Source organism: Micromonospora echinofusca, from assembly GCF_900091445.1.
In the GTDB taxonomy this organism is placed as follows: Bacteria; Actinomycetota; Actinomycetes; order Mycobacteriales; family Micromonosporaceae; genus Micromonospora; species Micromonospora echinofusca.
This window is the reverse complement of record NZ_LT607733.1, coordinates 1,802,007-1,825,402: the sequence shown is the minus strand read 5'-3', so window position 1 is coordinate 1,825,402 and position 23,396 is coordinate 1,802,007. Positions and strand designations below refer to the sequence as shown.

Here is a 23,396-nt window from a genome sequence, read left to right as displayed (position 1 = left end):
CGGCGCTGCGGTCTGCTTAGCGTCGGCCCATGCCTGCTTCCTGGACCTTCGCCGTCGCCCGTGACGACCTCAGCCGGACCACCCTCGTCGAGGGCGCGACGCCCACCCTCGCCGACGGCGAGGCGCTGCTGCGGGTCGACCGCGTCGGCCTCACCGCCAACAACGTCACCTACGCGGTGCTCGGCGACTCGATGCGGTACTGGCAGTTCTTCCCGCCCGGCCCCCGTGGACTCGGCCCGCAGTGGGGACTGCCGCCACTGTGGGGCTTCGCCGAGGTGGTCGAGTCGACGGTCGACGGGGTCACGGCCGGGCAGCGGGTCTACGGCTACCTCCCACCGGCGGGTCACCTGGTGGTCCGGCCGGACCGGGTGGACGACTCCGGGTTCCGCGACGCGAGCGGGCACCGGGCCGACCTGCCCTCGCCGTACAACGTGTACCGGGCGACCGCAGGTGACCCGGCGTACCGGGAAGACCAGGAGGACCTGCTGGTCCTGTTCCGGCCGCTGTTCTTCACCTCCTTCATGCTGGCCGACCAGGTCGTCGACAACGACTTCTACGGAGCACACTCGCTGGTGCTGTCGTCGGCGTCCAGCAAGACCGCGTACGCCGCCGCGTTCGAGCTGCACGGCCGCGGCCCGCGCCTGGTCGGGCTCACCTCCCCCGGCAACCTGGCGTTCACGCGGTCCCTTGGCTGCTACGACGACGTCCTCACCTACGACGACATCGACACCCTGGCCGCCGTACCGACCGCCTACCTCGACCTGTCGGGGGCGCCCGCCACCCGCGCGGCCCTGCGGGAGCACCTCGGCGACCGGTTCGTGCGGGACGTCGCGGTCGGCCTCACCACCCAGACTCCGAACGCCGACGCCGCCGGAGAGGTGTTCTTCGCCCCGGTGCAGATGCGCAAGCGCCGCCAGGACTGGGGCCGCGACGGGCTCGACCAGCGGTTCACCGACGCCTGGCAGCGGTTCACCGGGGTCGTGAGCGGGTGGCTCGACGTCCGGGTCGACGCCGGCCACGACGCCCTGCGACGTGCCTGGTCGGAGACGCTCGCCGGCCGGACGCCGCCACGCGTGGGTCAGATCGTGCAGTTGTGAGCGGCTTTCCACGACGTCGCCCCGGTCCCGGCTGCGGCCGGGACCGGGGTTTGGCCCGAGCTTCGGTCACACGCGCCGCCGGGAACCGGCCCGGTCGGACCTCCGTGTCGCCGGTCGACCTCCGCCCGACGACAGCGGCTACGCCCTCAGGCGGCGGACGAGTTTACGCAGGCCGGACTGCCAGCCGTCGGGGTCCTCGGCCTTGCGGCGGGCGTAGTCGGCGACCTCGGGGTGCGGCAGGATCAGGAAGCGCTCCTCGGCGAGTCCGGCGACCACCGCGTCGGCGACCTGGTCTCCGGTGAGCACCGCGCCGGAGGCGGCCACCACGCGGGCGCCCAGGTGGCCGGCGGCCAGCCCGTCGGCGAGCATCGGCGTGTCCACGCCCTGCGGGCACAGCGCGCTGATCCGGACGCCCTGATCGCGGTAGGTGACCGAGAGCCATTCGGCGAAGCCGACGGCGGCGTGCTTGGTCGTGGCGTACGGGGCGTCGCCGACCGAGGTCAGCACGCCCGCCGCCGAGCAGGTGTGCAGCAGGTAGCCGCCGCCCCGGGCGAGCATCGCCGGCAGCACCGCGCGGGCCGCGTAGACGTGGGAGAGCACGTTGACCCGCCAGGCGCGGTCCCAGCCCGCGTCGTCGACCTCCATCCCGCCGCCGGAGGTGACGCCCGCGTTGGCGCAGAACAGGTCGATGCGCCCGTACCGCTGCTCGGTGTCGGCGACCAGCGCGCGGACCTGCTCCTCGTCGGTGACGTCCAGCCCGACGGCGTGGGCGACCGGGCCGAGGCCGTCGGCCACCGCGCGGGCCGCGTCGAGGTCGAGGTCGGCCACCACCACGGCGGCGGCACCCTCGGCGGCGAAGCGGCGGGCCAGGGCCGAGCCGATCCCGCCGGCCCCGCCGGTGATCACCACCACCCGGTCGGTCAGGTTCACCGCGACCCACCCCCACCCAGGCGCGTGATCAGGTCCCCCAGCGCCGCCGCGCCACCCGCCGCGAGCTCCGGGGTGGGCAGCAGGGCCAGCACCGGTACGTCCACGCCGGCGTCGACGTAGCGGCGGACCTGCTCACGGCAGTGCTCCGGCGAGCCGTGCAGCACCAGCGCGTCGACGACCTCGTCGGGCACCGCCGCGCCCGCGCCGCGCCGGTCCCCGGCGGCCCAGGCCTGCCACATCGGCCCGAGCACCCCCTCCCGGCCCAGCCAGCGGTGGAACTCGGCGTACGCGGGGACGGTGAGGTAGCTGGTGATCAGCCGGCGGCCCAGGGCGCGGGCGTGCGCGGCGTCCTCGGTCGGGCAGACGAAGATCCGCGCGACCACCTCGAAGCCGGGGCGCCGCTGGCCCACCTCGGCGAGCGCCCGGGGCACGTCGGTGGCGGCGAGCCAGTTGAGGATGACGCCGTCGGCCTCGGCGCCGGCCAGCCGCAGCATGCCGGGGCGCAGCGCGGCGAGCAGCAGCGACGGCGGCACGGCGGGCCTGCGGTCCAGGGTGAAGCGGCGCACGGCGAAGGTGTCGTACTTCTCGTCGACGGTCTCCCCGGCCAGTGCCGCGCGCAGGAACCGCAGCACGTCGCGGGTGCGCCGGAACGGTTGGTCGAACGGCACGGCGTTCCAGTTGCCGACCACGACCGGCGAGGACGCGCCGATGCCGAGCGCGAACCGGCCGGGCGCGGCGTCGGCCAGCGCCGCCGCGCTCATCGCCAGCAGACCCGGGCCCCGGGTGAAGACCGGCGTGATCGCGGTGCCCAGGCGCAGCCGGGGCTGCCAGGCGGCCGCGAGCGCCAGCGGGGTGAACGCGTCGGCCCCGTTGACCTCCGAGGACCACACGTCGGTGAAGCCGGCCCCGTCGAGGGCCGCGTAGACCGCGGCGTGCTCGGCGAGCGGGATGCCGTCCAGCGGCACGGTCATGCCCCATCGCGTCGTCATCGGTCGATGGTGCCCGCTCGCCGGGCCGCAGAGCAAGATCCCGTTGAGGATCCCACACCCATCGAAGCCTGAGGATATGTACGCAGGGGCGGGAGATAGTCTCCATGCGTGACCTTCTCGCTCGTCGCCCGCTCGGCGGACGGCCGCCGCCACGGCGTCGTCGTGGCCAGCCGGTTCCTGGCCGCCGGTGCGCTGGTGCCAGCCGCCGAGGCCGAGGTCGGCGCGCTCGCCACCCAGGCCCACGTCAACCTCGCCTACCGGCCGCAGGGGCTGGCGCTGCTGCGCACCGGGGTCGCTGCCGCCGACGTCGTGGCCGGGCTGGTCGCCGCCGACCCGGACCGGGACCATCGCCAGCTCGGTGTGGTCGCCGCCACCGGTGCCGGCGCCACCTGGACCGGCCCCGCCTGCCACCCCTGGGCCGGCGGCCAGTCCGGGGACGGCTGGGCCGCGCAGGGCAACATCCTGGTCGGTCCGCAGGTCATCGACGCGGTCCGCGACGCCTGGCTGGGCGGGGCCGCGCTGCCGTTCGCCGACCGGCTGCTGGCCGCGCTGCGCGCCGGGGACCAGGCCGGCGGCGACCGGCGCGGCCGGCAGAGCGCAGGGCTGCTCGTGGTCGAGCGCGGCGGCGGCTACGACGGCACCGGCGACGTCCTGGTCGACCTGCGGGTCGACGACCATCCCGACCCGGTCGCCGAGCTGGGGCGGCTGCTCGCGGTGCACACCCTGCTGTTCACCCGGCCCGACCCGGCCACCCTGCTCGACCTGAAGGGCGCGGTCGCGGCCGAGGTCGGCGCGCTGCTGGCCGCACTCGGGCATCCGGTCGATCCGGCGGGCCCGGAGGAGGCGCTCTTCTCCTGGGCGGGCCTGGAGAACCTGGAGGAGCGCCTGGTGCCCGGCCGCATCGACCCGGTCGTGCTGGACCACCTGCGCAAGGCCGTCCCGCACGTGCCCGCCCCGCGCCCGGCGCCTGACCCGCTCGCCGCCGAAGCCTGACCCGCACGCCATGCCGTGCCTCTCGGGGGCGGCGGGCACGGGCCCGGGGCCAGGATCGGGGCCCTGCCCGGATCAGCCGCCGAAGGAGAGCCAGCGCAAGCCGGCGGCGTCGACGACGGCCCGCTCGCGGGCCGTGAGGGCGGCCCGGCCGGTCGCCTTGCGGATCAGCGTGAGCCGGTCCCAGCCGAGCGCGGCCGGGACCGGCCGCCCGCCGGTGAGCAGGTCGGCGACGACCTGCGCCGCGGTGGGCGTCAGCCACGGCCGCCGCCCGAGCGCCGCCGCCAGGTCCAGGCCGTGCACGCCGACCTCCACGACGCGGGTACGCAGGAACTCGCCGAGCGCCATCGCGTCGCCGTGCCGGGTGCGTACCACCCGGTCCGGCGGCGCGGCGTCGACGGCGTCGAGGGCGGCGCGCCAGGCCCGGCCGAAGTCGGCCACCAGGGCCGCGCCGTCGAGTTCCCGGGCCTCCCGCCGGCCGGCGTCGACGCGGGCGGCGTCCACGGGCGGGGTGAACTTGGCGGCGCCGAAGTAGGCGGCGGCGTCGATGCGCGCCTCACCCGGGGCCGGCGCGGCGAGCATGTCGACCAGCCTGCCCGCACCGGTGCGTACGTGGGCCAGCAGTTCGCGTACGGTCCACGGCCGGCAGTCGGTCGGGCGGTCCAGATCCGCCTCGTCGACGCCGCGCAGCACCTCGCCGAGGCGCTCGCACTCGTCCCGGAACGCCGTCCGTACGCCCTCCACCGGTCCCCTCCCCCGTCCCGTACGCCCGTCCGACCCTCTCACACCCGGCGCGGCCGTTTCGGGGCCCGCCCGGCGGGTACGCGCGGCGGGCCGACGAGAGGAGCGCCAGGATGGCCGGGATCATGCTGCGCAGCACCGCGTTCAACGACCACGACATGCTGCCGAGCCGCTTCTCGAAGGAGGGCGGCAACGTGTCGCCGCCACTGGAGTGGGCGCAGGTGCCGGAGTCGGTGGCCGAGCTGGTCCTGCTCGTCGAGGACCCGGACGCGGGGAAGACGCCGTTCCTGCACTGGCTGGTCACCGGGATCGCGCCGAGCGCCGCCGGTTCGCCGGAGGGGGGCGTGCCCCTGGGCGGCCGCGAGTGGCCCAACGGCTTCGGCACGACGGGGTGGGGCGGCCCGCACCCGCCGCAGGGCGACGATCCGCACCGGTACTTCTTCCGCCTCTACGCCCTGGACCGACCGTTGGAGCTGCCCGAGGCGCCGCAGGCCGACGAGGTGCACCGGCTGCTCGTGCAACGCGACGTCGCGAGCGGCACGATGGTGGGCACCTACTCCCGTTGAGGCGTCAGCCCTTGACCCGGGGCACCAGCCGGTGCACGGCGGCGAGCACCAGTGCCATCACCACGCCCATCGTGCCGACGATCCCGGCGGCGCTGCCCGCGTAGCCGACGAGCAGCGGCCGGCGGGCCAGCTCGGCGGGCAGCACGGGCGGCTGTCCGCGCAGGTCGACCAGCCAGGCGAGGGCGAACCCGCAGGCCACCACCGCCAGGGCGCCGCCGACGCCGAGCACCGTCGCGGCGACGCGGTGCGCGTCGGCCGACTCCACCTGTGCCTGCTCCCGCTGGGTGATCAGCAGCAGCAGCCCGGCCAGCGCCGCCCAGACCCCGACGATCAGGAACGCGGCCACGGCGTCGCTGGGCCGGTGCCAGCCGGCGGAGAGGGTCGCCACCCCGGAGACCGCGGCGTAGCCGGCGCCGAGGAACGCGCCGAAGACCCGTACCTTGCGGGGCAGAACGAGCACCAGGGCCACCGCGACCGACGCGGCGACGGTGGCATGCCCGCTGGGCAGGCTGTTGCCGGCGTAGATCCGTTCGGGGTCGATGCCGAAGTCGGGCCGGACCAGGCCGTACTTGAGCAGCTGGGTGGTGGCGTTGGCGCCGGCGATCAGCAGGGTCGCCGTCACGGCCAGCGCGACCCGGCCCCGGATCAGGGCGATGAAGCCGATCACCGCGGTGGCCGCCAGCAGCGAGACGACCGACATGGCGTTGAGGATCCGGTCCACCGGGTCCTCGATGTGGTCCTGCCCGATCCGGTTGCCGGTCAGGGCGACGGTGTCGACCCACTGGCCGATCTCGACGTGCACGGCGACCCGCCACACCGCGATGAAGGCCGCCGCCTGGACGATCGCCAGGACGACCAACCAGACCGCGGTCCAACCTCTCGGCGTCGCTCGCACCCGCACACCGTAGCGGCAGGCGCACCCCGGTCGGCGGGTGGCCTGCCGGTCGGGGACGGCTAGGTTGGTGGCGGACGTGAGGAGGGTGCGGTGACGCGTACACCGGAGCGTGCGACGGCCCCGGCGGACCGGCCGGAGACGCTCGCTGACCTGCTCGGCGGTCGCCGCGGCGCGGTCGACGCCAGCCTGCCGCCGGTGGCGTTCGCGCTCGGCTGGCTGCTCGGCGGGCACTCGCTGTGGGGCGGGGTGGGCACGGCGGTGCTCACCGGCGCCGTGCTGGCCGGCTGGCGGCTGCACCGGGGTGGCCGGCCGCGTTCGGTGCTGATCGGGCTGCTGGCAGTCTGCGTGGCGGCGCTGGTCGCGTTGCGCACCGGTCGCGCCGAGGACTTCTTCCTGGTCCAGTTGCTGTCGAACGCGGCGAGCACGCTCGCCTGGGTGGTCAGCATCGTGGTGCGCTGGCCGCTGCTCGGGGTGGTGGTGGGCGCCGCGCTCGGCCAGAAGACCCGGTGGCGCCGGGATCCGGCGCTGCTGCGGGCGTACGGCCGGGGCAGCTGGGTGTGGGCGGTGTCCTACGTGCTGCGCGTGGCGGTGTTCCTGCCGCTGTGGCTCGGCGGTCAGGTGCTCGCGCTGACGGTGGCCCGCGTCGCGCTGTCCTGGCCGTTGGTGGCGGCGGTGCTCGCGGTGAGCTGGGTGGTGGTGCGCCGGTCGCTGCCGGCCGGCCATCCGGGGCTGCGTCACCCGGTCGTGCCGGCCACTGCGCCGGTGGAGCCGGCGGGAAAGTAAGGGAGAGGCCGCCACGGGGGGAGCGGCCTCTCCGGTGACGTACGTTACTCCGTTACGGCCCCGCACGTGATCCCGTGGTGGCCGGTTTTTCGGGCGTTTTCGCGCCGGGTGCGTATCCGGGTGTGGTGGGGTGGGCCGGCTGCCCCGCTGCGTCGGCCGGTTGGCCGGCCCACCCCGGCCTGACCGTGGGAGTCAGGCCGTCCGCCGACCGGGTGTCTCCGCTCCCCCAGGGCCCGGTCGGCCTCCGGGTGGGCGGGCCGCGCCGCCCACCCGGAGGAGTCGGTTCAGCCGTTGGGGAACAGCTTGCCGTAGTCGGCGTACGCCATGGCGACGTCCGCCTGCGCCCAGAACCGGTGGTACTTGAACTCCGGCTCGGGACCGCCGTCGAGGTACGCCTGGACCTTCGGCCAGGCCGGGTCGTTCTTGTAGAAGGAGCGGATGTCGAGGAAGCTCTTGCCCGCGGCGATGGCGTCACCGTTGGCCATGGTCCCCGTCCAGCCCGGCGGCACGTACAGGCCCTGGCCGGTGCTGGCGTCGTAGACGTCGTCGAAGCGGCGGTAGTCGCCGCGCTTCTCCACGGTGGAGACGCCCTGCGCGTCGCTGGCCGCGTGCAGGGCGTCCAGCAGCCCCTTGGCGGTGGTCTTCGCCGCCGCGTTGCCCGACTTCGCCGCGTACGCGATGAGGGTGCGGGCGTAGGCGGCGGCGATGCCGACGTCCTGGCCCTTCACCGTGACCTCGACGTGCAGGTTGGTGTTGGGCTGCGGGTTGGCCGGGTTCCAGGTGGTCGGCTGGCCGGTCCACTTCATGTCCGACGGGATCGACCAGTTGGTGCCCAGGGTGGTGTTGGCGATCGCCCACGGCACCCACTTGTCGAGCAGGGCCTTGGCCTTGGCGTTGCCCGTCTCCAGGTACAGCTCGGCGATGCGCTGCATCGACCAGGCCTGCATGCCGAACCACTGGTTCGACGGCGGGTCGTTGTAGACCGGGTCGACGTCGTAGTACATGCCGTAGAAGGTCGACGTGCCGGCCGGGGGCTGGCCGTAGTGCCCGCCCCAGCTGTTGGTCGCGCCGCCGGCGATGCCACCCTCGGCGGACTGGAGCCAGGTGTAGAACTCCAGCTGCCGCTCCAGGCTCTTGGTCCAGTCGGTGACGGCCGTCGGCGACTTCGGCTTCAGCTCGTTGACGTTGGTCAGCGCCCAGGCCGCGAACGGGTTCTGGTAGCCGAAGTGGTTGTGGCTGGAGCCGATGCGCCACGACCAGTTCTGGTTCGGCTCGTACGCGCCGCCCCAGGCGTAGTACCAGGACATCAGGTAGTGCGCCGAGTCCTTGCCGGTGCCGGCCGGGCAGGTGGCGGCCCCGACGCAGTTGCCGATCTTCTTGAAGTACTTGTCGAACATGGCGTAGCGCAGGTAGTCACCCATCTTGGCGGCCTTGGCCACGGTGGCCGCCACGTCGGCCTCCTTGCCCTGCTCCTTGGCCCAGGTCAGGGCCCAGTACGCGGCCTGCACGGCGCGGGCGTCGGCGTCGGGGGCGTTGGTGTACTTCCACTGCTTCGCCGGCGCGTTCGCCTCCTTGACGAACAGGTCGAGGTAGCCGTTGGGGCCACCGTGGGCGAAGGTGTCGCAGGACGGCTGCGGCACGGTCTCCCACACCGACTCCTGGGTGCCCCGCTGGAAGGTGTTGATGTACGCCGGCCGGGTGTTGCCGTCGCCGCAGCGGCCGTAACCGTAGGTGTTGTCCACGTCGAGCAGCCAGTGCATGCCGTAGATGTCGCCGGTGCCGTACGTGTTCTGCAGCTCCGCGCGCAGCGGGTCCTGGCCGACCGGCACGGACGCCTCGAGCTGCGACGGGTACTGGCTGGGCAGGTCGTGCTCGGCGGCGTACTGCGCGGTGCCGGCCGCGCCCGCGGTGGGCTGGTCGGCGTGCGACGGGATGATGTACTTCTCCATCACCGTCCAGGAGTTGTTGAACGGCGCCCAGTTCTGGGTCACCCGGCCGTACTGGGCCTCCAGCCACAGCCAGAAGCTGAACGCCTCGGAGGTCGTCTCGTGGCCGTGGTCGGGCGCCTCGACGATCAGCGTCTCGATGGAGTGGTACGGCACGCCCTCGGGGCTGAAGTAGCCCGAGTTCTTGATCTTGCCGTACTGGTCGAGGAACCGCTTGACGTAGGTGTCGTCCCCGCCGCCGGTGTCGTTGTCGATCTCGGTGGCGGTGATGGCCAGCGGGGCGTAGCCGGTGGCCGAGGCGGTGACGGTGGCGGTGCCGCCGAGCGTGTCGGCGTCCTCGGCCGCCGCGACGGTGACGTTCACCCCGGTGTTCCAGTTGCTCGGGGTCAGCGTCACCGAGGCCGGCGAGACGGTGATGTCGGTGTCGCCGGTGCGGGCCAGCGAGACCGGCACGTTGGCCGTGGGCGCCGCGCTGAGCTTGAGGTTGACCGTCGAGCTGCCGCCCTCGGTCACGCTCACCGCCGACGGGGTGGCGACCAGCACCGGCCCGGACGCGGGCGTGACGGTGAAGGCCTTCTCGGCGGTGGCGGTCAGGTTGGCGCTGTCGTACGCCTTGGCCTGCACGGTGTACGCGCCGGCGGGCAGGTCCTCCAGCGTGTAGCCGTACGGGGCGGTGGTGTCGGTGTTGACCAGCAGGCCGTTGCGGTAGAACTCGACCTTGCTGATCGTGCCGTCCGGGTCGCTTGCGGTGGCGCTCAGCGGCACGTCCGCGGGGGCCTCGAACGGGCCGGCCGGCACGTTGAGCGCGACCGTCGGCGGCTGCTGCTGGGTGCCGCCGCAGGTGACGCCGTTGACCGAGAAGGAGGTCGGCTTCGGGTTGGCGCCGCCGTGCGTGCCGTTGAAGCCGATGCTGGTGGAGGCGCCCGTGCCGATGCTGCCGTTCCACGCCTCGTTGGTGGCCGTGACCTGGTTGCCGCTCTGGCTCCACCTGGCCGACCAGCCCTGGGTGACCTTCTGGTCGCCGGGGAAGGCGAACTTCAACGTCCAGCCGTTGATCGGGTCGCCGAGGTTCTTGATGGTGACGTTGGCGGTGAAGCCGTTGCTCCAGTCGCTCGTCGCGTAGACCACGTCGCAGGCGGGGGCGGCCTGCGCGGCGCCGGCCGGCAGGGTCACCCCGCCCACGGCGAGCGCGGCGGCGGCGACCATCGCCAGGCGGCGACGTCTTGCCAGATTTCTCATGTGCGCGGTGTCTCCTCGGACCTGGCCGGGGACGGTGCGGCCCCGGCGGGGCGCCCTGCCCGTGAAGGTGCTCCGGGCGCCCGGGATGGTGGTCGCCCCGGCCCGAGGCCGGGGTGCGGCGGGCGGCGCCCCGTGCGGGGCGGCGACTCCACCGGTGCGTCGGATGCCGTACCGGAGACACCGGCTGCCCTCGGCGACCCACGCATGCGCGATCTGGCTCCGCGTCGCGGTGGCGACAGTGTGCCATGCATGGAAGCGCTCCCACAATGGCCGGCCGCGCCATGAGGCAGCAACACGTTTCGATCTCGTTTTGGGGCTTTCACAAAGTCGTGACGGGCGTTACAGTCGCAACATCGGTCGATGGGAGCGCTTCCATCGATGGAGTTCCAACTAGAAGATCACCCGGGATTCGTCGGACGACGGAAACCGGGGAGTCAGCCCGAGGCTGACGGCGGGCCAGCCCGGACACCGCCGTCAGCCATCCCGCCGACACGGAGGGAGGTGGATCCTCTAGCCACTCGCGTGGCCCGGCTCCCGCGCGACACGCACGACAGGACGCCAATTCCGCCCGTGCGTGTGCAGCAATGGTGGGGACGGGGGTTGCCCTCCCCCGTCCCCACACTAAACCCCCTTGCACGATGGGAAAAGAGGCCGACGGGACTGGCCGTGTCGCCGTTCCGACCGGCCTCGCACGCTGTCCGCCCGTACCGCCCGGTCGACGCCCCGCGCCCCCGGCGCCCCGGCGTCCCGCGGCCGGTCGCCCCGAGCGCCGGCGCGCCACCGCGCCCCCGCTCCCGCAGGGCCGTCACGGACGTACGACGCACCCTTCTTCCACCTTCGGTCGTCCCACCCGGCAGCGTCGGGCGGAGGCGACCGCCCGGGGCCTCCTGCCCTATGCTGGGAGCGCTCCCGGCCCGGCGGTGGCCACGCAGACCATGAGGAGAACCGATGTCGATGCCCACCCCGCGCCCGCCCCACGGCGCCGCGCTCTCCGCCACCGCCCACGCCGACCCGGCCGGCACCGGCACGCCCGACGCCGCCGTGGCGGGCGACGCGAACCGGCCCGCCGGCCCCGCGCCGCGCACCGACGCGCCGCCGGCGGGCGCCCTGCGCTTCCCCCCGGGCTTCGGCTGGGGCGCGGCCACCTCCGCCTACCAGATCGAGGGCGCCGCCAAGGAGGACGGCCGCGGCGAGTCCATCTGGGACACCTTCAGCCGTACGCCCGGCCGCACGCGCAACGGCGACACCGGCGACGTCGCCGCCGACCACTACCACCGCTATGCCGAGGACCTCGACCTGATGCGCGACCTCGGGCTGCACAGCTACCGCTTCTCCATCTCCTGGCCACGCGTGCAGGCCGACGGCACCGGCGCGCCCAACCAGCGCGGGCTGGACTTCTACCGCCGCCTCGTCGACGGCCTGCACGAGCGGGGCATCGCACCCATGGCGACGCTGTTCCACTGGGACCTGCCGCAGGCCCTCCAGGACGCCGGCGGCTGGGAGTCGCGCGACGTCGCCCACCGCTTCGCCGACTACGCCGAGATCGTCTTCCGCGCGCTCGGCGACCGGGTCCCGGTCTGGCTGACCGTCAACGAGCCGAAGACCGTGGTGCAGAACGGCTACCTCGTGGGCCACCACGCTCCGGGCCGGCAGGACCCGGACGCCGCGTACCTGGTCGCCCACCACCTCCACCTGGCCCACGGGCTCGCCGTCGCGGCGCACCGCGCCACCGGCGCCGGCCGGATCGGCCCGGCACTCAACCTGCACCCCTGCTACCCGGCCGACGACTCGCCCGAGGCGGCCCGGGCCGCCCGGCTGCACGACGGCTACGAGAACCGCCTCTACCTCGACCCGATCCTCACCGGCCGCTACCCGCAGGACGTGCTCGACGACCTCGGCCCCGACAGCCGGCTGGTCCGCGGCATCCGCGACGGCGACCTGGCGACCATCTCGGCGCCGGTGGACCTGCTCGCCGTGCAGTACTACACCCCGTACTACCTCGACGGCGACGGCACGTCGATCCCGCGTTGGCCCACCTCACAGGCCCCCTGGCAGCAGATCCACCCCGACGGCATGTACGACATCCTGACCCGGGTGACCCGCGACTACGGCCCGATCCCGCTCACCGTCACCGAGAACGGGCTGCCCACCCCGGACACCCTCGGCGCCGACGGTACCGTCGACGACGCCCGCCGGGTGGCCTTCCTGCGCGACCACTTCGCCGCCGCCCACCGGGCCGTGGCCGCCGGCGTACCCCTGGAGAGCTACCACGTGTGGTCCCTGCTCGACAACTTCGAGTGGGACGCGGGATACGACGAGCGCTGGGGACTGGTCTACGTGGACTACCAGACCCAGCAACGCGTGCTCAAGCGCAGCGCGCACTGGTACCGCCAGGTCATCGCCGCCAACGGTCTCTGACCGCCCGGCTCCCGCCACCCCGGCACCGGTCGACGGCGCCGGGGTGGGCACCGGGCGGGCGCGCCGCCCCGGTCAGCGGGGCAGGGCCTGCTGAAGCTCCGCCCGCAGCGCCGGGGTGAGCATCTCCCCCGCCTGCTTCGCCAGTCGCGCCATCTCGTAGCCGACCACGCCGATGTCGGCCTCCGCACCGGCGAGCGTGGCCAGGATGGAACCGTCGCGCACCTGCATGACCAGGAAGTAGCCGCGCCCCATCTCGACGACCGTCTGCTTGACGATGTCGCCGTCGAACATCTGCGCCGCGCCCGCCGTGATGCTCATCAGCCCCGAGGTCACCGCGGCGAGCTTGTCGGCGTGGTCACGGGGCAGGTGGTCGGAGATCGCGACCAGCAGGCCGTCGGAGGAGACCACGATGGCGTGCACCACCCCCGGCACCCGCTCCGCGAATCCGCTGACCAGCCAGCTCAGGTCGCGGGCTTCCCGGCTCAACGTCGTCATCGCTGTCCTCCTTCGGTGCGTACGCCGCCCGGCGGCATGGAAATCTCCGTGGTGTCCTCGGCCTCGGCCCGCCGTACCCCGCTGTAGAGCCGCGACAGCATCCCCCCGACCGCCTCCGGGTCCGGGTCGTGGCGCGCCACCGGCTGCTGCGGCCGGGTGACGGCGGAGAGCTGCGCCATCGGCACCCGCACGGGCAGGCCGCGCTCATTCGTCCCACCGGTGACCGGAACGGCCGGCGGCGTCGGCGAGCCCTGCGGCGCGGAAGCCGGCGACGGCCCCTGCCGGGACCACCAGCCGCCACCGGCCGACGCGGGCGGGCGGCCCGGCGGGGCGAGCACGTCCTCGGCCCGGACCGGCACCGACCGGGCCTGCCGGGGCGCGGTCTCCGCCCGGCGCCCGGCCACCGGCAGCTCACCCGCCGGCCGCGCGCCGCCCCACACCGGCGGCCGACCGGCCACCGGCAGCTCACCCGCCGGCGGCACGCCGCCCCACCCCGCGCCCGCCGCCGTGGCCGTCAGCATCCGCGCCGGGACGGGCGCCTCCCGATCGGGGGCCGCCGCCAGCAGACCGCCGGGCAGCCGTACCCGGGCCACGAGGCCGCCCTCGCCGCCGTCGAGGCGCACCTCGACGCCCAGCCGGGCGGCCAGGTGGCTTACCACGAACAGGCCCATCCGCTCGACCGTCGCCACGTCGGCGGCCGGCGGGGTGGCCAGGACGGCGTTCGCCTCGGCCAGGGCGGCCGCGCTCATGCCGAGTCCCTGGTCGCTGATCTCGATGACCGCCCCGGCGCCCTCCGCCCGAGCGGTGACCCCCACGACCGTGTCCGGGCGGGAGAAGGTGGTGGCGTTCTCCAGCAGCTCGGCGAGCACGTGGACCAGCTCGCCGACGGCGTGGCCGACGACGTGCAGGTCGGCCACCTCCCCGTGCCGGACCCGCTGGTACTGCTCGATCTCGGCGCTCGCGGCGAGCAGCATCGCCCCGAGCCCCACCGGCCGGTTCCACCGACGCGTCGACTCGGTCCCGGCGAGCACCAGCAGGCTGTCGTCGTTGCGCCGCATCCGGGCGGCCAGGTGGTCGAGCTTGAAGAGGTTCTCCAGCTGGTCCGGGTCGCTCTCCTCGCGTTCCAGGTCGTCGAGCAGCTCCAACTGGCGTTCCACGAGCACCTGGCTGCGCCGGGCGAGGTTGACGAACATCGCGTTGACGTTGCGCCGGGTCGTCGCCTGCTCGACGGCGACGTTGACCGCGCTGCGGTGCACCGCCACGAACGCCTCCGCCAGCTCGCCGATCTCGTCGAGCGAACGGACCACCGCCGGCGGGACCTCGATGGTCGGGACACCCCCGGTCACGGTCCGCAGCCGGTCGAGGGCCTCCGGCAGTTCCAGCTGGGCGATCCGCAGCGCCTGGCCGCGCAGCAGCCGCATCGACCGGGCGATGGACCGGCCGACGAGCACGGAGATGAGCAGGGCCACCAGCAGCACCGAGACGATGCTGCCGACGACCAGCAGCGTCGTACGCAGCTGCGACGCGCTCACCTCGTCGGCCTGCCGTACGGCGTCGTCGAGCACCGACGCCTCGATCCGGCGCAGCAGCTCCTGACGCTGCTCGCTGGCCGCCCACCACTGTGGAGCCGGCAGCACGGCCGGCGCGGCGCCGGTCGGCAGGCTCTGCTCCTCCAGCCGGGTGGCCGCCAGGAACGCCGGGTCCACCGAGGTCTCGTCGAAGCGGCGGACCTGTGCGGCGGTCGCGACGACCCGGAACGCCCCGAGCGCCGTCAGCTGCTGGGCGCGCAGGTCGCTCAGGACCACCCGGTCCTCGACGCCGTACCGGCCGGCGCGGGCGGCCTCGTAGAGCTGGGCGCGGACCCGCGAGGAGAGTTCCTTGACCCGGGCGAGCTGCACGTAGCGCAGCACCGCGTCGCTGAGCGCCGGGCGGTTCTCGCCCGGCGACGGCTCGGCGAGCAGGCGCAGCAGCGCGTCGACGGCCCGGTGGTAGTTGCTCAGGATGGTGTCGCTGCCCAGCACCGCCGGGGGGATCGCCGCCCGGATGTAGACGACCTGGTCGTAGGCCTCCAGCACCTCCGAGTACGCGACCCGCCAGGAGGCGTCGGCGTCGGCCAGCGGCTCGGCGGCCCGACGCAGGTCACGCAGCGCCTGGTCGGTGGCGCCCTGCAACGGCTTCAGCAGGACGATCGCCGCGTCCCGGTCGACGCCCGCGCCACCCCGGCGCAGCTCTCCCAGCTCACCGGCGGCCCGGTCGCGTTCCTGCTGGAGCTGGTGCACCAGCGCGACGACCTGCCGACCGATGCCCACCTGCTGGGCGAAGTCGCCCAACGCGGTCGTCCGCCCCACCAGGGTGTGGGTCTGCACGCCGGCCAGCACCAGGAACGCGACCGACGGAATGACCAGCACGGTGGCGAGCTTGGTACGCATCCGCCAGTCCCGCAGCCGGAACGGGGAACGGCGGCGGTGCGGCACGACCCGGACGTCGAACCGGCGTCGGCGGTGCTGCGACACCGTGCCGTCGGACGGTTCCGGACCTGCCCCCACCCCTGCCTCCTGCCTGTCCCGCGTCCGCCGCGAGCCGGGGAGCGGAGTCCATCCAACCAGGCCCGGGAGCGGTGTCAACGGGGCGGGCTGAGGTGCGACTCAGGAGGGTGAGGCGGTGTCGTCCGTCCGGACGATGGCGGCGAGCCGGGAGGCGTCACCCAGGCGATCCATCGCCACCAGTGCCGCGCCGCTCGCCCCGACCTCCGGGTTGCGGCCGTACCACACCGGCCGGGGCGCCAGCGCCGCGGCGAACGTCGTACGCCACCAGCGGGAGGCCGCCACCGCTCCCCCGCCGAGCACCACCTCGACCGGCTCGTCGACGGTGGACTCCAACGTCACCAGGTCGTCGGCGACCAGGTCGCACAGGCCGCGCATCAGCCCCGCCAGGATCTCCACCGCCGTGGTGCCGAAGCTCAGGCCCCCCAGCGCGCCCGAGCCCGCCGGCGCCATCCCGGGCGGCCGGTCCCCGCCGAAGCGCACGTTGACCGGCATGCCCCGCTCGTGCGACACCCGGGCCAGGGCCACGTCCAGCTCGGCGCCCTCGGGCAACCGCAGCTCCCGGTTGGCCCAGGCGAAGAGGTTCCCGCCGGAGGAGTACGCGGCGCCGGTCACCACGTGCTCGTGGTCGACCCGGTAGCGCCAGAGCTGTTCGGGCAGCGGCGGCATGGCCTGCCCCGCCGGGACGCGCTGCACCAGCCGCACCGCCGCCGACGTGCCCACCGTCACCGCGACCCGGCCCGGCTCCACGCAACCCGAGCCGACGTTCGACGCCGCGCCGTCGCCCACCGGGCCCGCCCAGGGCACGTCGGCGAGCTGCGGCCAGCGCCACGCGTACGTTGGCCGTAGCCGACCCCGCCACCCGTACGGGGCCAGCTCGGGCAGCTCGCCGGCGTCGCTGCCGGCCAGCGCGCACGCCTCGGCGTCCCAGTCCAGCGTCCGCAGGTCCAGCAGGCCGGTGCCGGAGGCCTGGGAGACCGACATGGGCACCCGGCCGAGCAGCTCGCCCAGCACGTACTCGGCCAGGCCGACGAAGCGGGCGATCCGGCCGCCGGCCTGCGCCCGCAGCCACGGCAGCCGGACCGACCAGTAGCAGCGGTGCCACCACGTGCCCGTACGCCGGTGGAAGTCCGCCGGGTCGGCCGGGCCGGGCACCCCGGCCGGCACCTCCGGACGGGTGTCGAGCCAGGTCAACACCGGCCCGAGAGGCGCGTCGTCGGCGCCCACCGGCACCACCGAGTGCCACTGCGCGGACGTCGCCACCAGCGACACGTCGCGCAGGTGGCCGCCGGCGGCCAGCTCGTCCAGACACTCCGCCAGGCAGGCCAGGTAGCCGGGACCGTCCAGGGTGCCGGTGCCGTCGTCGTGCACGACGAGGCTCACCTTGCGCCGGGCCAGCGCGCCGGGCAGCGGGCGGGCGTCCGTGTCCAGCACGAGTCCGCGTACCGAGGAGGTGCCCAGGTCGAGCGCGAGAATGTTCATCGCGGGTCAAGTTACCCGGTGCGCCGTGTCCCGGCGTCCCAGCGGGTGGGCCGTACGCCCGATCGGCTTTCCGTCGCCCACGGCGGGCCGTAGGGTGATCACATGCCCGCGCACCTGTCCTGCTGGTGGCCCGCCGACCCGGCGGCCATCCCCCGCGCGTAGCTTCCCACGCGGCCGCCCGACGAGGCGGCCGCCGGCTTCTCCCCGGCCCTCCCGGTCGCCCCGCCGGGCGCCGCCCGGCCCGAGGAGACCCCGATGACCGACCTGACCGCGCTGCTCGCCACCGCCGCCACCGGCGGCGACCCAGGCCCCTTCGCGCTCGTGCGACGCGAGGGCGCCGCGCACCTGGAGCTGTTCACCGGCACGGTACGCACGGCCGACCGGCTCGCCGACCTCCCACTGCCCGACGGGCCGCCCGGCCCCCGCACCCTGGCGCTGGTGCCGTACCGGCAGGTCACCGAGCGGGGCCTCGCCTGCGTCGACGACGGCGTCCCGCTGGAGTTCCTGCACATCGCCCGGCACGAGCGGGTCGGCCTCGCCGAGGTGCTCGCCGCGCTGCCCGACGCGCCCGTACGCACCGCCGACGCCGGCTTCGACGTCACCGACGACGAGTACGCCGCCACCGTCGGCCGGGTCCTCGCCGAGGAGATCGGGCGCGGCGAGGGCGCCAACTTCGTCATCCACCGCTGCCTGCGCGCCACCGTGCAGGGCCCACCGCTGGCCGCCGCGCTGGCCGCGCTGCGCCGGCTGTTGGCGAGCGAACGGGGCGCGTACTGGACGTTCCTGGTGCACACCGGCACCCGCATCCTCGTCGGCGCCAGCCCGGAGCGGCACGTCAGCGTCGACGACGGCCTGGTCATGATGAACCCGATCAGCGGCACCTTCCGACACACCGGCGCGGAGGCCGACCGCGCCGCGCTGCTGCGCTTCCTCGCCGACCCCAAGGAGGTCGAGGAGCTGTACATGGTGCTCGACGAGGAGCTGAAGATGATGGCCACGGTCGCCGAGCACGGCGGCCAGGTCGTCGGGCCCCACCTCAAGGAGATGTCCCACCTCGCCCACACGGAGTACCTGCTCGCCGGCCGGGGCACGAAGGACGTGCGGGAGGTGCTGCGGGAGACGATGTTCGCGCCCACCGTCACCGGCAGCCCGATGGAGAACGCCTGCCGCGTCATCGCCCGCCACGAGCGCACCGGGCGGCGCTACTACGCCGGGGTGCTGGCGCTGCTCGGGCGCGACGACGCCGGCCGGCAGACCCTGGACGCGCCGATCCTGATCCGTACCGCCGAGATCTCCCCCGCCGGCGAGCTGCGGGTGCCGGTCGGCGCCACGCTGGTGCGGCACTCGACGGCCGAGGGCGAGGTGGCCGAGACGCACGCCAAGGCGGCTGGCGTACTGGCCGCGCTGGGCCTCGGCCCGCAGGCGCCCGCCGCCGGCCCGGGCCCCGCCGTACGCCTGGCCGACGACCCCGAGGTGCGCGCCGCGCTGGCCGCGCGCAACGCGCCACTGGCCCGGTTCTGGCTGGACCAGCGCTCGCCGGGCGCCGACGGCCCGCCCGGGCTGGCCGGGCTGCGGGCGCTGATCGTCGACGGCGAGGACACCTTCACCGGCATGCTGGCCCACCAGCTGGGCGCGCTCGGCCTCGTCGTGACGCTGCGCCCGTGGCACGCCGCCGGCCGCGTGGACGCCCACGACCTGGTGGTGGTCGGCCCCGGACCGGGCGACCCGGGCAGCGCCACCGAGCCGAAGATACGCGCGATGCGCGGGCTGCTCGCCGGCCTGCTCGCCGAGGGCCGGCCCACCCTGGCCGTCTGCCTGGGTCACCAGCTGCTCGCCGGCCTCCTCGGGCTGGCCCCGCACCGCCGGCACGCCCCCTACCAGGGCCTCCAGCGCGAGATCGACCTCTTCGGCACGCGCCGCCGGGTGGGCTTCTACTCCAGCTTCACGGCACGCGCCGACGCCGACCGGCTGGTCACCCCGTACGGCCCGGTGGAGCTGGCCCGCGACGCGGCCGACGGCGCGGTGCACGCGCTGCGCGGGCGCGGCTTCGCCGGGGTGCAGTTCCACCCGGAGTCGGTGCTCAGCCCCGACGGCATGGCCGTGCTCGCCGACCTGCTGGGCGGGCTGCTGCCGCCACGGAACCCGGCGACGGCGGCCGCCGGGAGGGTGCCGGGGCGTGCATAGTCGACCCGAACGGGGGTAGGGGTGCTGCGACCGGCGGTCCGGTCGGGCCGAGAGCCCCCGCCCGGGCCGCCGGTCGCGTGGCCCCGCCAACGGCGCGTGGCCGGCCGGCCCGGACGCCGGTGCCGCGGCACCGGTGGCGGCTCAGCCGGCCAGGCCCGCCTTCAGCGCCGCACCGATCTGCACGGCCCGCCGGGCGGTCAACGCGCAGGCGCCGAGCGCGATGTCGTCCGGCGCCGTCTCGCCGTTGTTGCTGGTGTGCGAGGCGCCGTAGGGGTTGCCGGCGACGAACTGGCTCGGGTCGGTGTAGCCGGGGGTCACCACGACCCCGCCCCAGTGGTAGAAGACGTTGAACATCGACAGCAGGGTGGCCTCCTGCCCGCCGTGGGAGGTGGCCGTCGAACAGAACGCGGAGTAGACCTTGTTCGCCAGGGCGCCCTGCGACCACAGCGGCCCGGTGGTGTCCATGAACTGCTTGAGCTGGGCGGCCATCACGCCGTACCGGGTCGGGGTCCCGAAGATCACCACGTCGGCCCAGGACAGGTCGTCGAGCTGCGCCTCGGGGACGTCCTGGGTCTCCATGTGGTGCGCGTGCCAGCCCGAGTTGGAGCGGATCGCCTCGTCCGGCGCCAGTTCACGCACCTTGCGCAGCCGCACCTCGGCACCCGCCTCACCGGCGGCTTCGCACGCCGCCTGGGCCATCTGATACGTGATGCCGGTGGCGCTGTAGTAGATCACCGCGACCTTGGTCTGGGCAGCCATCGGATGTTTCCCTCCTCATGTCGGGTCAGCTCCGGCGACTACCCGATGTTTGCGCCGTCAAACGGTCGTCCCGGTGGTCGCCTCTTCGGGCCCGCCCGCCGGAAGGGATGCTGGGGGCATGCAGATCAGACCCGCCACGCCCGACGACTGGCCGCTGATCTGGCCCTTCCTGCGCACCATCGTGGCGGCCGGCGAGACGTACACCTGGCCCCGCGACGTCAACGAGGAGCGGGCCCGGGTGATGTGGCTGGTGCCGCCGCCAGGGCGCACGGTCGTCGCGGTCGACCCGGACGGCACGGTGCTCGGCTCGGCGAAGCTGGTGCCCAACCAGCTCGGACCGGGCGACCACGTGGCCAACGCCAGCTTCATGGTCGATCCCGCCGCCGGTGGGCGCGGGGTGGGCCGCGCCCTCGGCGAGCACGTGCTGGGGCTCGCCCGCGCCGAGGGCTACCGGGCCATGCAGTTCATCGCCGTCGTGGCGACCAACACCCGCGCGGTGGCGCTCTGGCGGTCACTGGACTTCGAGGTGGTCGGCCGGGTGCCGGAGGCGTTCCGGCACCCGACCGAGGACTACGTCGACCTGCTCGTCATGCACCGCCGGCTCTGATTCCGGCCGCCGCCGACAGCTCAAGATGTCCGCAAGTTTCGATGCGTTGCGGTGCCGATCCGGCCGTCGGGCAGCGATGCTGGTCGCACCGGTGCCGGCGGACCGGCAGCCGCCCGGCACCGGCCAACCTGAACGGGGGATCGCGCTTGGCCGGCAGCGTGGCCGGCGAAGCGCGATCAGGGGCGCACCCGATCGTCAGTTGTCGAGCCGGTCGCGCAGGTCGTCGACCTCCCGCTGGATCCGGTCCACCGCGCCCTCGTCGTTCAGGGCGGTGGTGATCCCGGCGGCGAAGGCCAACCCGATCAGCACGGCCAGGGCGCTGAGCACCAGACCGCCGATCGCCACACCCCGGCCGGTCACCCCGGGCCGACCGGCCATCTTCAGCCCGACGATGCCCAGGATCACCCCGATGATGCCCAGGATCAGGCCGAACCAGGACAGGATCACCGTCAGCACGCTGATCAGTGCGGCCACTCCGAAGACCAGGGCGAACGCGGCGGCGGCGCTGGTCTTGGCGGCCGGGCCGCCGCGGCCGGCGCGGGTCGGTACGCCGGCGCCCCGGGCCGGCTCGCTGGACGCGGTCATGTCGCTCCCTCCGCGCGCGCGGACGGCGCGCCTGCTGGCCGGCCGCTTTCCCGCTGCGACGCCGGTCATGCGTCGGATGTCGCAGGTGGGCCCTAGGCTGATGCCCCACCCGAGCCGAGGAGCCCGATGCCGACGGAGCTGACCGGGCGCGAGGCGCTCGCGCTGCGGATGACCAGCCTGCTGCTCCGCCCGCACCCCACGGCGGCGGCGGCCGGGGTCGCCGACGTGGTGGAGTGGTTCGGGGCCATGCAGGCGCAGGACCTGGCCAGCGGCATGTGGTCGCTCGGGGTGCGTCTGCCCGCGCTCGGCCACGCCGACGTGCACGCCGCCCTGGAACGCCGGGAGGCGCTGCGCACCTGGCCGATGCGGGGCACCGTGCACCTCGTCCCGCCCCGCGACGCCCGCTGGATGCTGGAGCTGACCGGCGTACGCTCGCTGGCCGGTGCCGCCACCCGCCGCGCGCGGCTCGGGCTCACCGAGGCCGACGTGCACCGCGCGCTCGACGTGCTCGGCGCCGCGCTGGCCGGCGGCGGCCGGCTCACCCGCGCACGGTGCCTGGCCGCGCTGAACGCGGCCGGCATCGACACCGGCGACCAGCGCGGCTACCACCTGCTGTGGTATGCCAGCGTCCGCGGCGTCACCTGCCTCGCGCCCAACGTGGGCACCGAGCAGACCTTCGCCCTGCTCGACGAGTGGGCGCCCGAGCCACGCCGGCCGGAGCGGGACGAAGCCCTGGCGATGCTCGCCCGCCGCTACGTCCGCGGGCACGGGCCCGTCACCGCCCGGGAGTTCGCGGGCTGGACGGGGCTCACCCTCACCGACGCGCGCCGGGGCTTCGCGGCGGCCGGCGACGCATTGGCGGTGGTACGGGTCGACGGGGAGGAGGCGCACGTCGACGCGGCCCTGCTCGACGCGCCCCGCGCGCCGCTCGACGACCTGATGGTGCTGCCCGGCTTCGACGAATACCTGCTGGGCTTCAAGGACCGCGCACTGATGCTGGACCCCGCCCACAGCGACGCGATCGTGCCGGGCCGCAACGGCGTGTTCCGGGCCACGATCGTCCGCGATGGGCGGGTCGTGGGCACCTGGCAACGCACGGTCGGCAAGAGCCGGGTGACGGTCACGGTGTCGCCCCTGGTGCCCCTCGACGAGCCGAGCCGGGGCCGGGTGGAGGGTGCCCTGAGCCGTTACGCCGGCTTCCTGGGCCTGCCGCTGCGCGTCGACTGGGCCGACTGAGCGGCGCGGGCCTCGCCGGTCCCGCCGGCCCCAGGCGTCCCACTGGTGACCTCGCCGTTCGATCCCGGCGCCGCCGGCCCGCGGCGCTGCACCTATCCGACCGGCTGACGACGAATCCGGGCCGGCCGCTCGGGTATCCGGCTCCTGACACGAGAGGGAGGTAGACGACCATGAAGCTCAACGCACAGCAGGCCAACTCGCTGTACGGGCAGGACGTCAAGGACCGCTCGGGGTCGAAGATCGGAAGCGTGGGTCAGATCTGGACCGACTCCTCCGGTGAGCCGACCTGGGTCAGTGTGAAGACCGGTCTGATGGGCCACAAGGAGTCGATGGCTCCGCTGGACAAGGCCCGGATCACCGACAGCGGGCTGGCGGTCGACTACGACAAGGCCACCGTGAAGAACGCTCCGGCGGTGGACGCCGGCACCGAACAGCCGCTGGACACGGCGGAGATCGAGCAGCTCTACGCGCACTACCGCCTGGCGCCGCAGGCACCGCCGACGGCCGGTCGGGGACGGGCGCCGTCGGCCGACGGGGACCTGATCCGTTCCGAGGAGCGGCTGCGGGTCGGCACGGAGAGCCAGCCCGCCGGTACGGCACGGCTGCGCAAGTACGTGGTGACCGAGGACGTGCACACCACCGTGCCGGTCGAGCACGACGAGGTGTACGTCGAGCGGGAGCCCATCGCCGCCCGTGACGCGCGTGGCATGCGCGCCGACATCGGCGAGGCCGAGCAGGAGATGACCCTGCGGGCCGAGCGACCCGTCGTCGGCAAGGAGACGGTGCCCGTCGAGCGGGTCCACCTGGCCAAGGAGGAGGTCGTCGAGGAGCAGCCCGTCGACGACCAGATCCGCCGCGAGCGGGTGGACGCGGACATCCCGGAGCCCAGCCGGCGACGCCGCTGACCGCTG

At 74.6% G+C, this 23,396-nt stretch carries 19 protein-coding genes; 9 read left to right on the top strand and 10 right to left on the bottom strand.

All coding sequences use genetic code 11. The features are described 5' to 3' along the window. Positions 1 to 29 precede the first annotated feature (29 nt). A complete protein-coding gene (locus GA0070610_RS08370) occupies positions 30 to 1,097 on the top strand; it encodes a DUF2855 family protein (RefSeq protein WP_088999500.1) in 1,068 nt (355 codons plus the stop codon). A 138-nt stretch (positions 1,098 to 1,235) separates the two neighbouring features. Here the strand turns inward: GA0070610_RS08370 and GA0070610_RS08365 are convergent, their stop codons facing one another. Both GA0070610_RS08365 and GA0070610_RS08360 read right to left on the bottom strand, forming a co-directional pair. Continuing rightward, positions 1,236 to 2,027: an SDR family oxidoreductase gene (locus tag GA0070610_RS08365; protein ID WP_088999499.1), complete on the bottom strand. Its 792-nt coding sequence runs from the start codon at positions 2,025 to 2,027 to the stop codon at positions 1,236 to 1,238. Next, entirely contained in the window at positions 2,024 to 2,998 is a 975-nt protein-coding gene (locus GA0070610_RS08360) for an LLM class F420-dependent oxidoreductase (RefSeq protein ID WP_088999498.1), read from the bottom strand. Before GA0070610_RS08360 ends, GA0070610_RS08365 begins: the two co-directional genes overlap by 4 nt. Before the next feature lie 126 nt (positions 2,999 to 3,124). Here GA0070610_RS08360 and GA0070610_RS08355 point away from each other — a divergent pair, with 126 nt between their 5' ends. After that, positions 3,125 to 4,009, top strand: a complete 885-nt coding sequence (locus tag GA0070610_RS08355; protein ID WP_088999497.1) for a DUF1028 domain-containing protein — start codon at positions 3,125 to 3,127, stop codon at positions 4,007 to 4,009. 72 nt (positions 4,010 to 4,081) lie between these two features. Here GA0070610_RS08355 and GA0070610_RS08350 read toward each other — a convergent pair whose 3' ends face one another. Continuing rightward, positions 4,082 to 4,750, bottom strand: a complete 669-nt coding sequence (locus tag GA0070610_RS08350; protein WP_088999496.1) for a maleylpyruvate isomerase N-terminal domain-containing protein — start codon at positions 4,748 to 4,750, stop codon at positions 4,082 to 4,084. Positions 4,751 to 4,860: 110 nt separating this feature from the next. On the opposite strand from GA0070610_RS08350, the gene GA0070610_RS08345 reads away from it, so the two are divergent. Next, entirely contained in the window at positions 4,861 to 5,313 is a 453-nt protein-coding gene (locus GA0070610_RS08345) for a YbhB/YbcL family Raf kinase inhibitor-like protein (protein WP_088999495.1), read from the top strand. A 4-nt stretch (positions 5,314 to 5,317) separates the two neighbouring features. Here GA0070610_RS08345 and GA0070610_RS08340 read toward each other — a convergent pair whose 3' ends face one another. Further along, a complete protein-coding gene (locus GA0070610_RS08340) occupies positions 5,318 to 6,214 on the bottom strand; it encodes a phosphatase PAP2 family protein (RefSeq protein ID WP_088999494.1) in 897 nt (298 codons plus the stop codon). 84 nt (positions 6,215 to 6,298) lie between these two features. Here GA0070610_RS08340 and GA0070610_RS08335 point away from each other — a divergent pair, with 84 nt between their 5' ends. Continuing rightward, positions 6,299 to 6,991 (top strand): DUF3159 domain-containing protein, encoded by a 693-nt coding sequence (locus GA0070610_RS08335; RefSeq protein WP_088999493.1) that lies wholly within the window; start codon positions 6,299 to 6,301, stop codon positions 6,989 to 6,991. A gap of 284 nt (positions 6,992 to 7,275) precedes the next feature. Here GA0070610_RS08335 and GA0070610_RS08330 read toward each other — a convergent pair whose 3' ends face one another. Continuing rightward, positions 7,276 to 10,167 carry a glycoside hydrolase family 48 protein gene (locus GA0070610_RS08330; protein WP_172896660.1) on the bottom strand — a complete coding sequence of 964 codons (2,892 nt, stop codon included), beginning with the start codon at positions 10,165 to 10,167 and terminating at the stop codon, positions 7,276 to 7,278. A gap of 957 nt (positions 10,168 to 11,124) precedes the next feature. Here GA0070610_RS08330 and GA0070610_RS08325 point away from each other — a divergent pair. Next, positions 11,125 to 12,594 (top strand): GH1 family beta-glucosidase, encoded by a 1,470-nt coding sequence (locus tag GA0070610_RS08325; protein ID WP_088999491.1) that lies wholly within the window; start codon positions 11,125 to 11,127, stop codon positions 12,592 to 12,594. 72 nt (positions 12,595 to 12,666) lie between these two features. Here GA0070610_RS08325 and GA0070610_RS08320 read toward each other — a convergent pair whose 3' ends face one another. The 3 genes from GA0070610_RS08320 to GA0070610_RS08310 form a co-directional block, all read right to left on the bottom strand. Next, on the bottom strand, positions 12,667 to 13,089 hold the full coding sequence (locus GA0070610_RS08320; RefSeq protein WP_088999490.1) for a roadblock/LC7 domain-containing protein: 423 nt from the start codon (positions 13,087 to 13,089) through the stop codon (positions 12,667 to 12,669). Then, positions 13,086 to 15,635, bottom strand: coding sequence for a sensor histidine kinase (locus tag GA0070610_RS08315; protein ID WP_088999489.1), 2,550 nt, complete (start codon positions 15,633 to 15,635; stop codon positions 13,086 to 13,088). Before GA0070610_RS08315 ends, GA0070610_RS08320 begins: the two co-directional genes overlap by 4 nt. A gap of 99 nt (positions 15,636 to 15,734) precedes the next feature. After that, positions 15,735 to 17,114 carry an FGGY family carbohydrate kinase gene (locus GA0070610_RS08310; RefSeq protein ID WP_088999488.1) on the bottom strand — a complete coding sequence of 460 codons (1,380 nt, stop codon included), beginning with the start codon at positions 17,112 to 17,114 and terminating at the stop codon, positions 15,735 to 15,737. A 255-nt stretch (positions 17,115 to 17,369) separates the two neighbouring features. Between GA0070610_RS08310 and GA0070610_RS08300 the strand changes: the two genes are divergently transcribed. Continuing rightward, a complete protein-coding gene (locus tag GA0070610_RS08300) occupies positions 17,370 to 19,298 on the top strand; it encodes an anthranilate synthase family protein (protein WP_088999486.1) in 1,929 nt (642 codons plus the stop codon). Between the two features lie 141 nt (positions 19,299 to 19,439). Here GA0070610_RS08300 and wrbA read toward each other — a convergent pair whose 3' ends face one another. Next, the gene (wrbA, locus tag GA0070610_RS08295; protein ID WP_088999485.1) at positions 19,440 to 20,057 is read right to left on the bottom strand and encodes an NAD(P)H:quinone oxidoreductase; all 618 of its coding nucleotides are present in this window, start codon (positions 20,055 to 20,057) and stop codon (positions 19,440 to 19,442) included. A 118-nt stretch (positions 20,058 to 20,175) separates the two neighbouring features. Here wrbA and GA0070610_RS08290 point away from each other — a divergent pair, with 118 nt between their 5' ends. Continuing rightward, the gene (locus GA0070610_RS08290; protein WP_088999484.1) at positions 20,176 to 20,664 is read left to right on the top strand and encodes a GNAT family N-acetyltransferase; all 489 of its coding nucleotides are present in this window, start codon (positions 20,176 to 20,178) and stop codon (positions 20,662 to 20,664) included. Between the two features lie 195 nt (positions 20,665 to 20,859). Here GA0070610_RS08290 and GA0070610_RS08285 read toward each other — a convergent pair whose 3' ends face one another. After that, complete coding sequence (locus GA0070610_RS08285; protein WP_088999483.1) at positions 20,860 to 21,249, bottom strand: DUF4190 domain-containing protein; 390 nt, start codon at positions 21,247 to 21,249, stop codon at positions 20,860 to 20,862. 126 nt (positions 21,250 to 21,375) lie between these two features. Here GA0070610_RS08285 and GA0070610_RS08280 point away from each other — a divergent pair, with 126 nt between their 5' ends. Together GA0070610_RS08280 and GA0070610_RS08275 are read left to right on the top strand one after the other, a co-directional pair. Next, positions 21,376 to 22,485, top strand: a complete 1,110-nt coding sequence (locus GA0070610_RS08280) for a winged helix DNA-binding domain-containing protein (RefSeq protein ID WP_231925977.1) — start codon at positions 21,376 to 21,378, stop codon at positions 22,483 to 22,485. A gap of 170 nt (positions 22,486 to 22,655) precedes the next feature. Next, on the top strand, positions 22,656 to 23,390 hold the full coding sequence (locus GA0070610_RS08275) for a YsnF/AvaK domain-containing protein (RefSeq protein WP_088999482.1): 735 nt from the start codon (positions 22,656 to 22,658) through the stop codon (positions 23,388 to 23,390). The last annotated feature ends 6 nt before the right edge of the window (positions 23,391 to 23,396 follow it).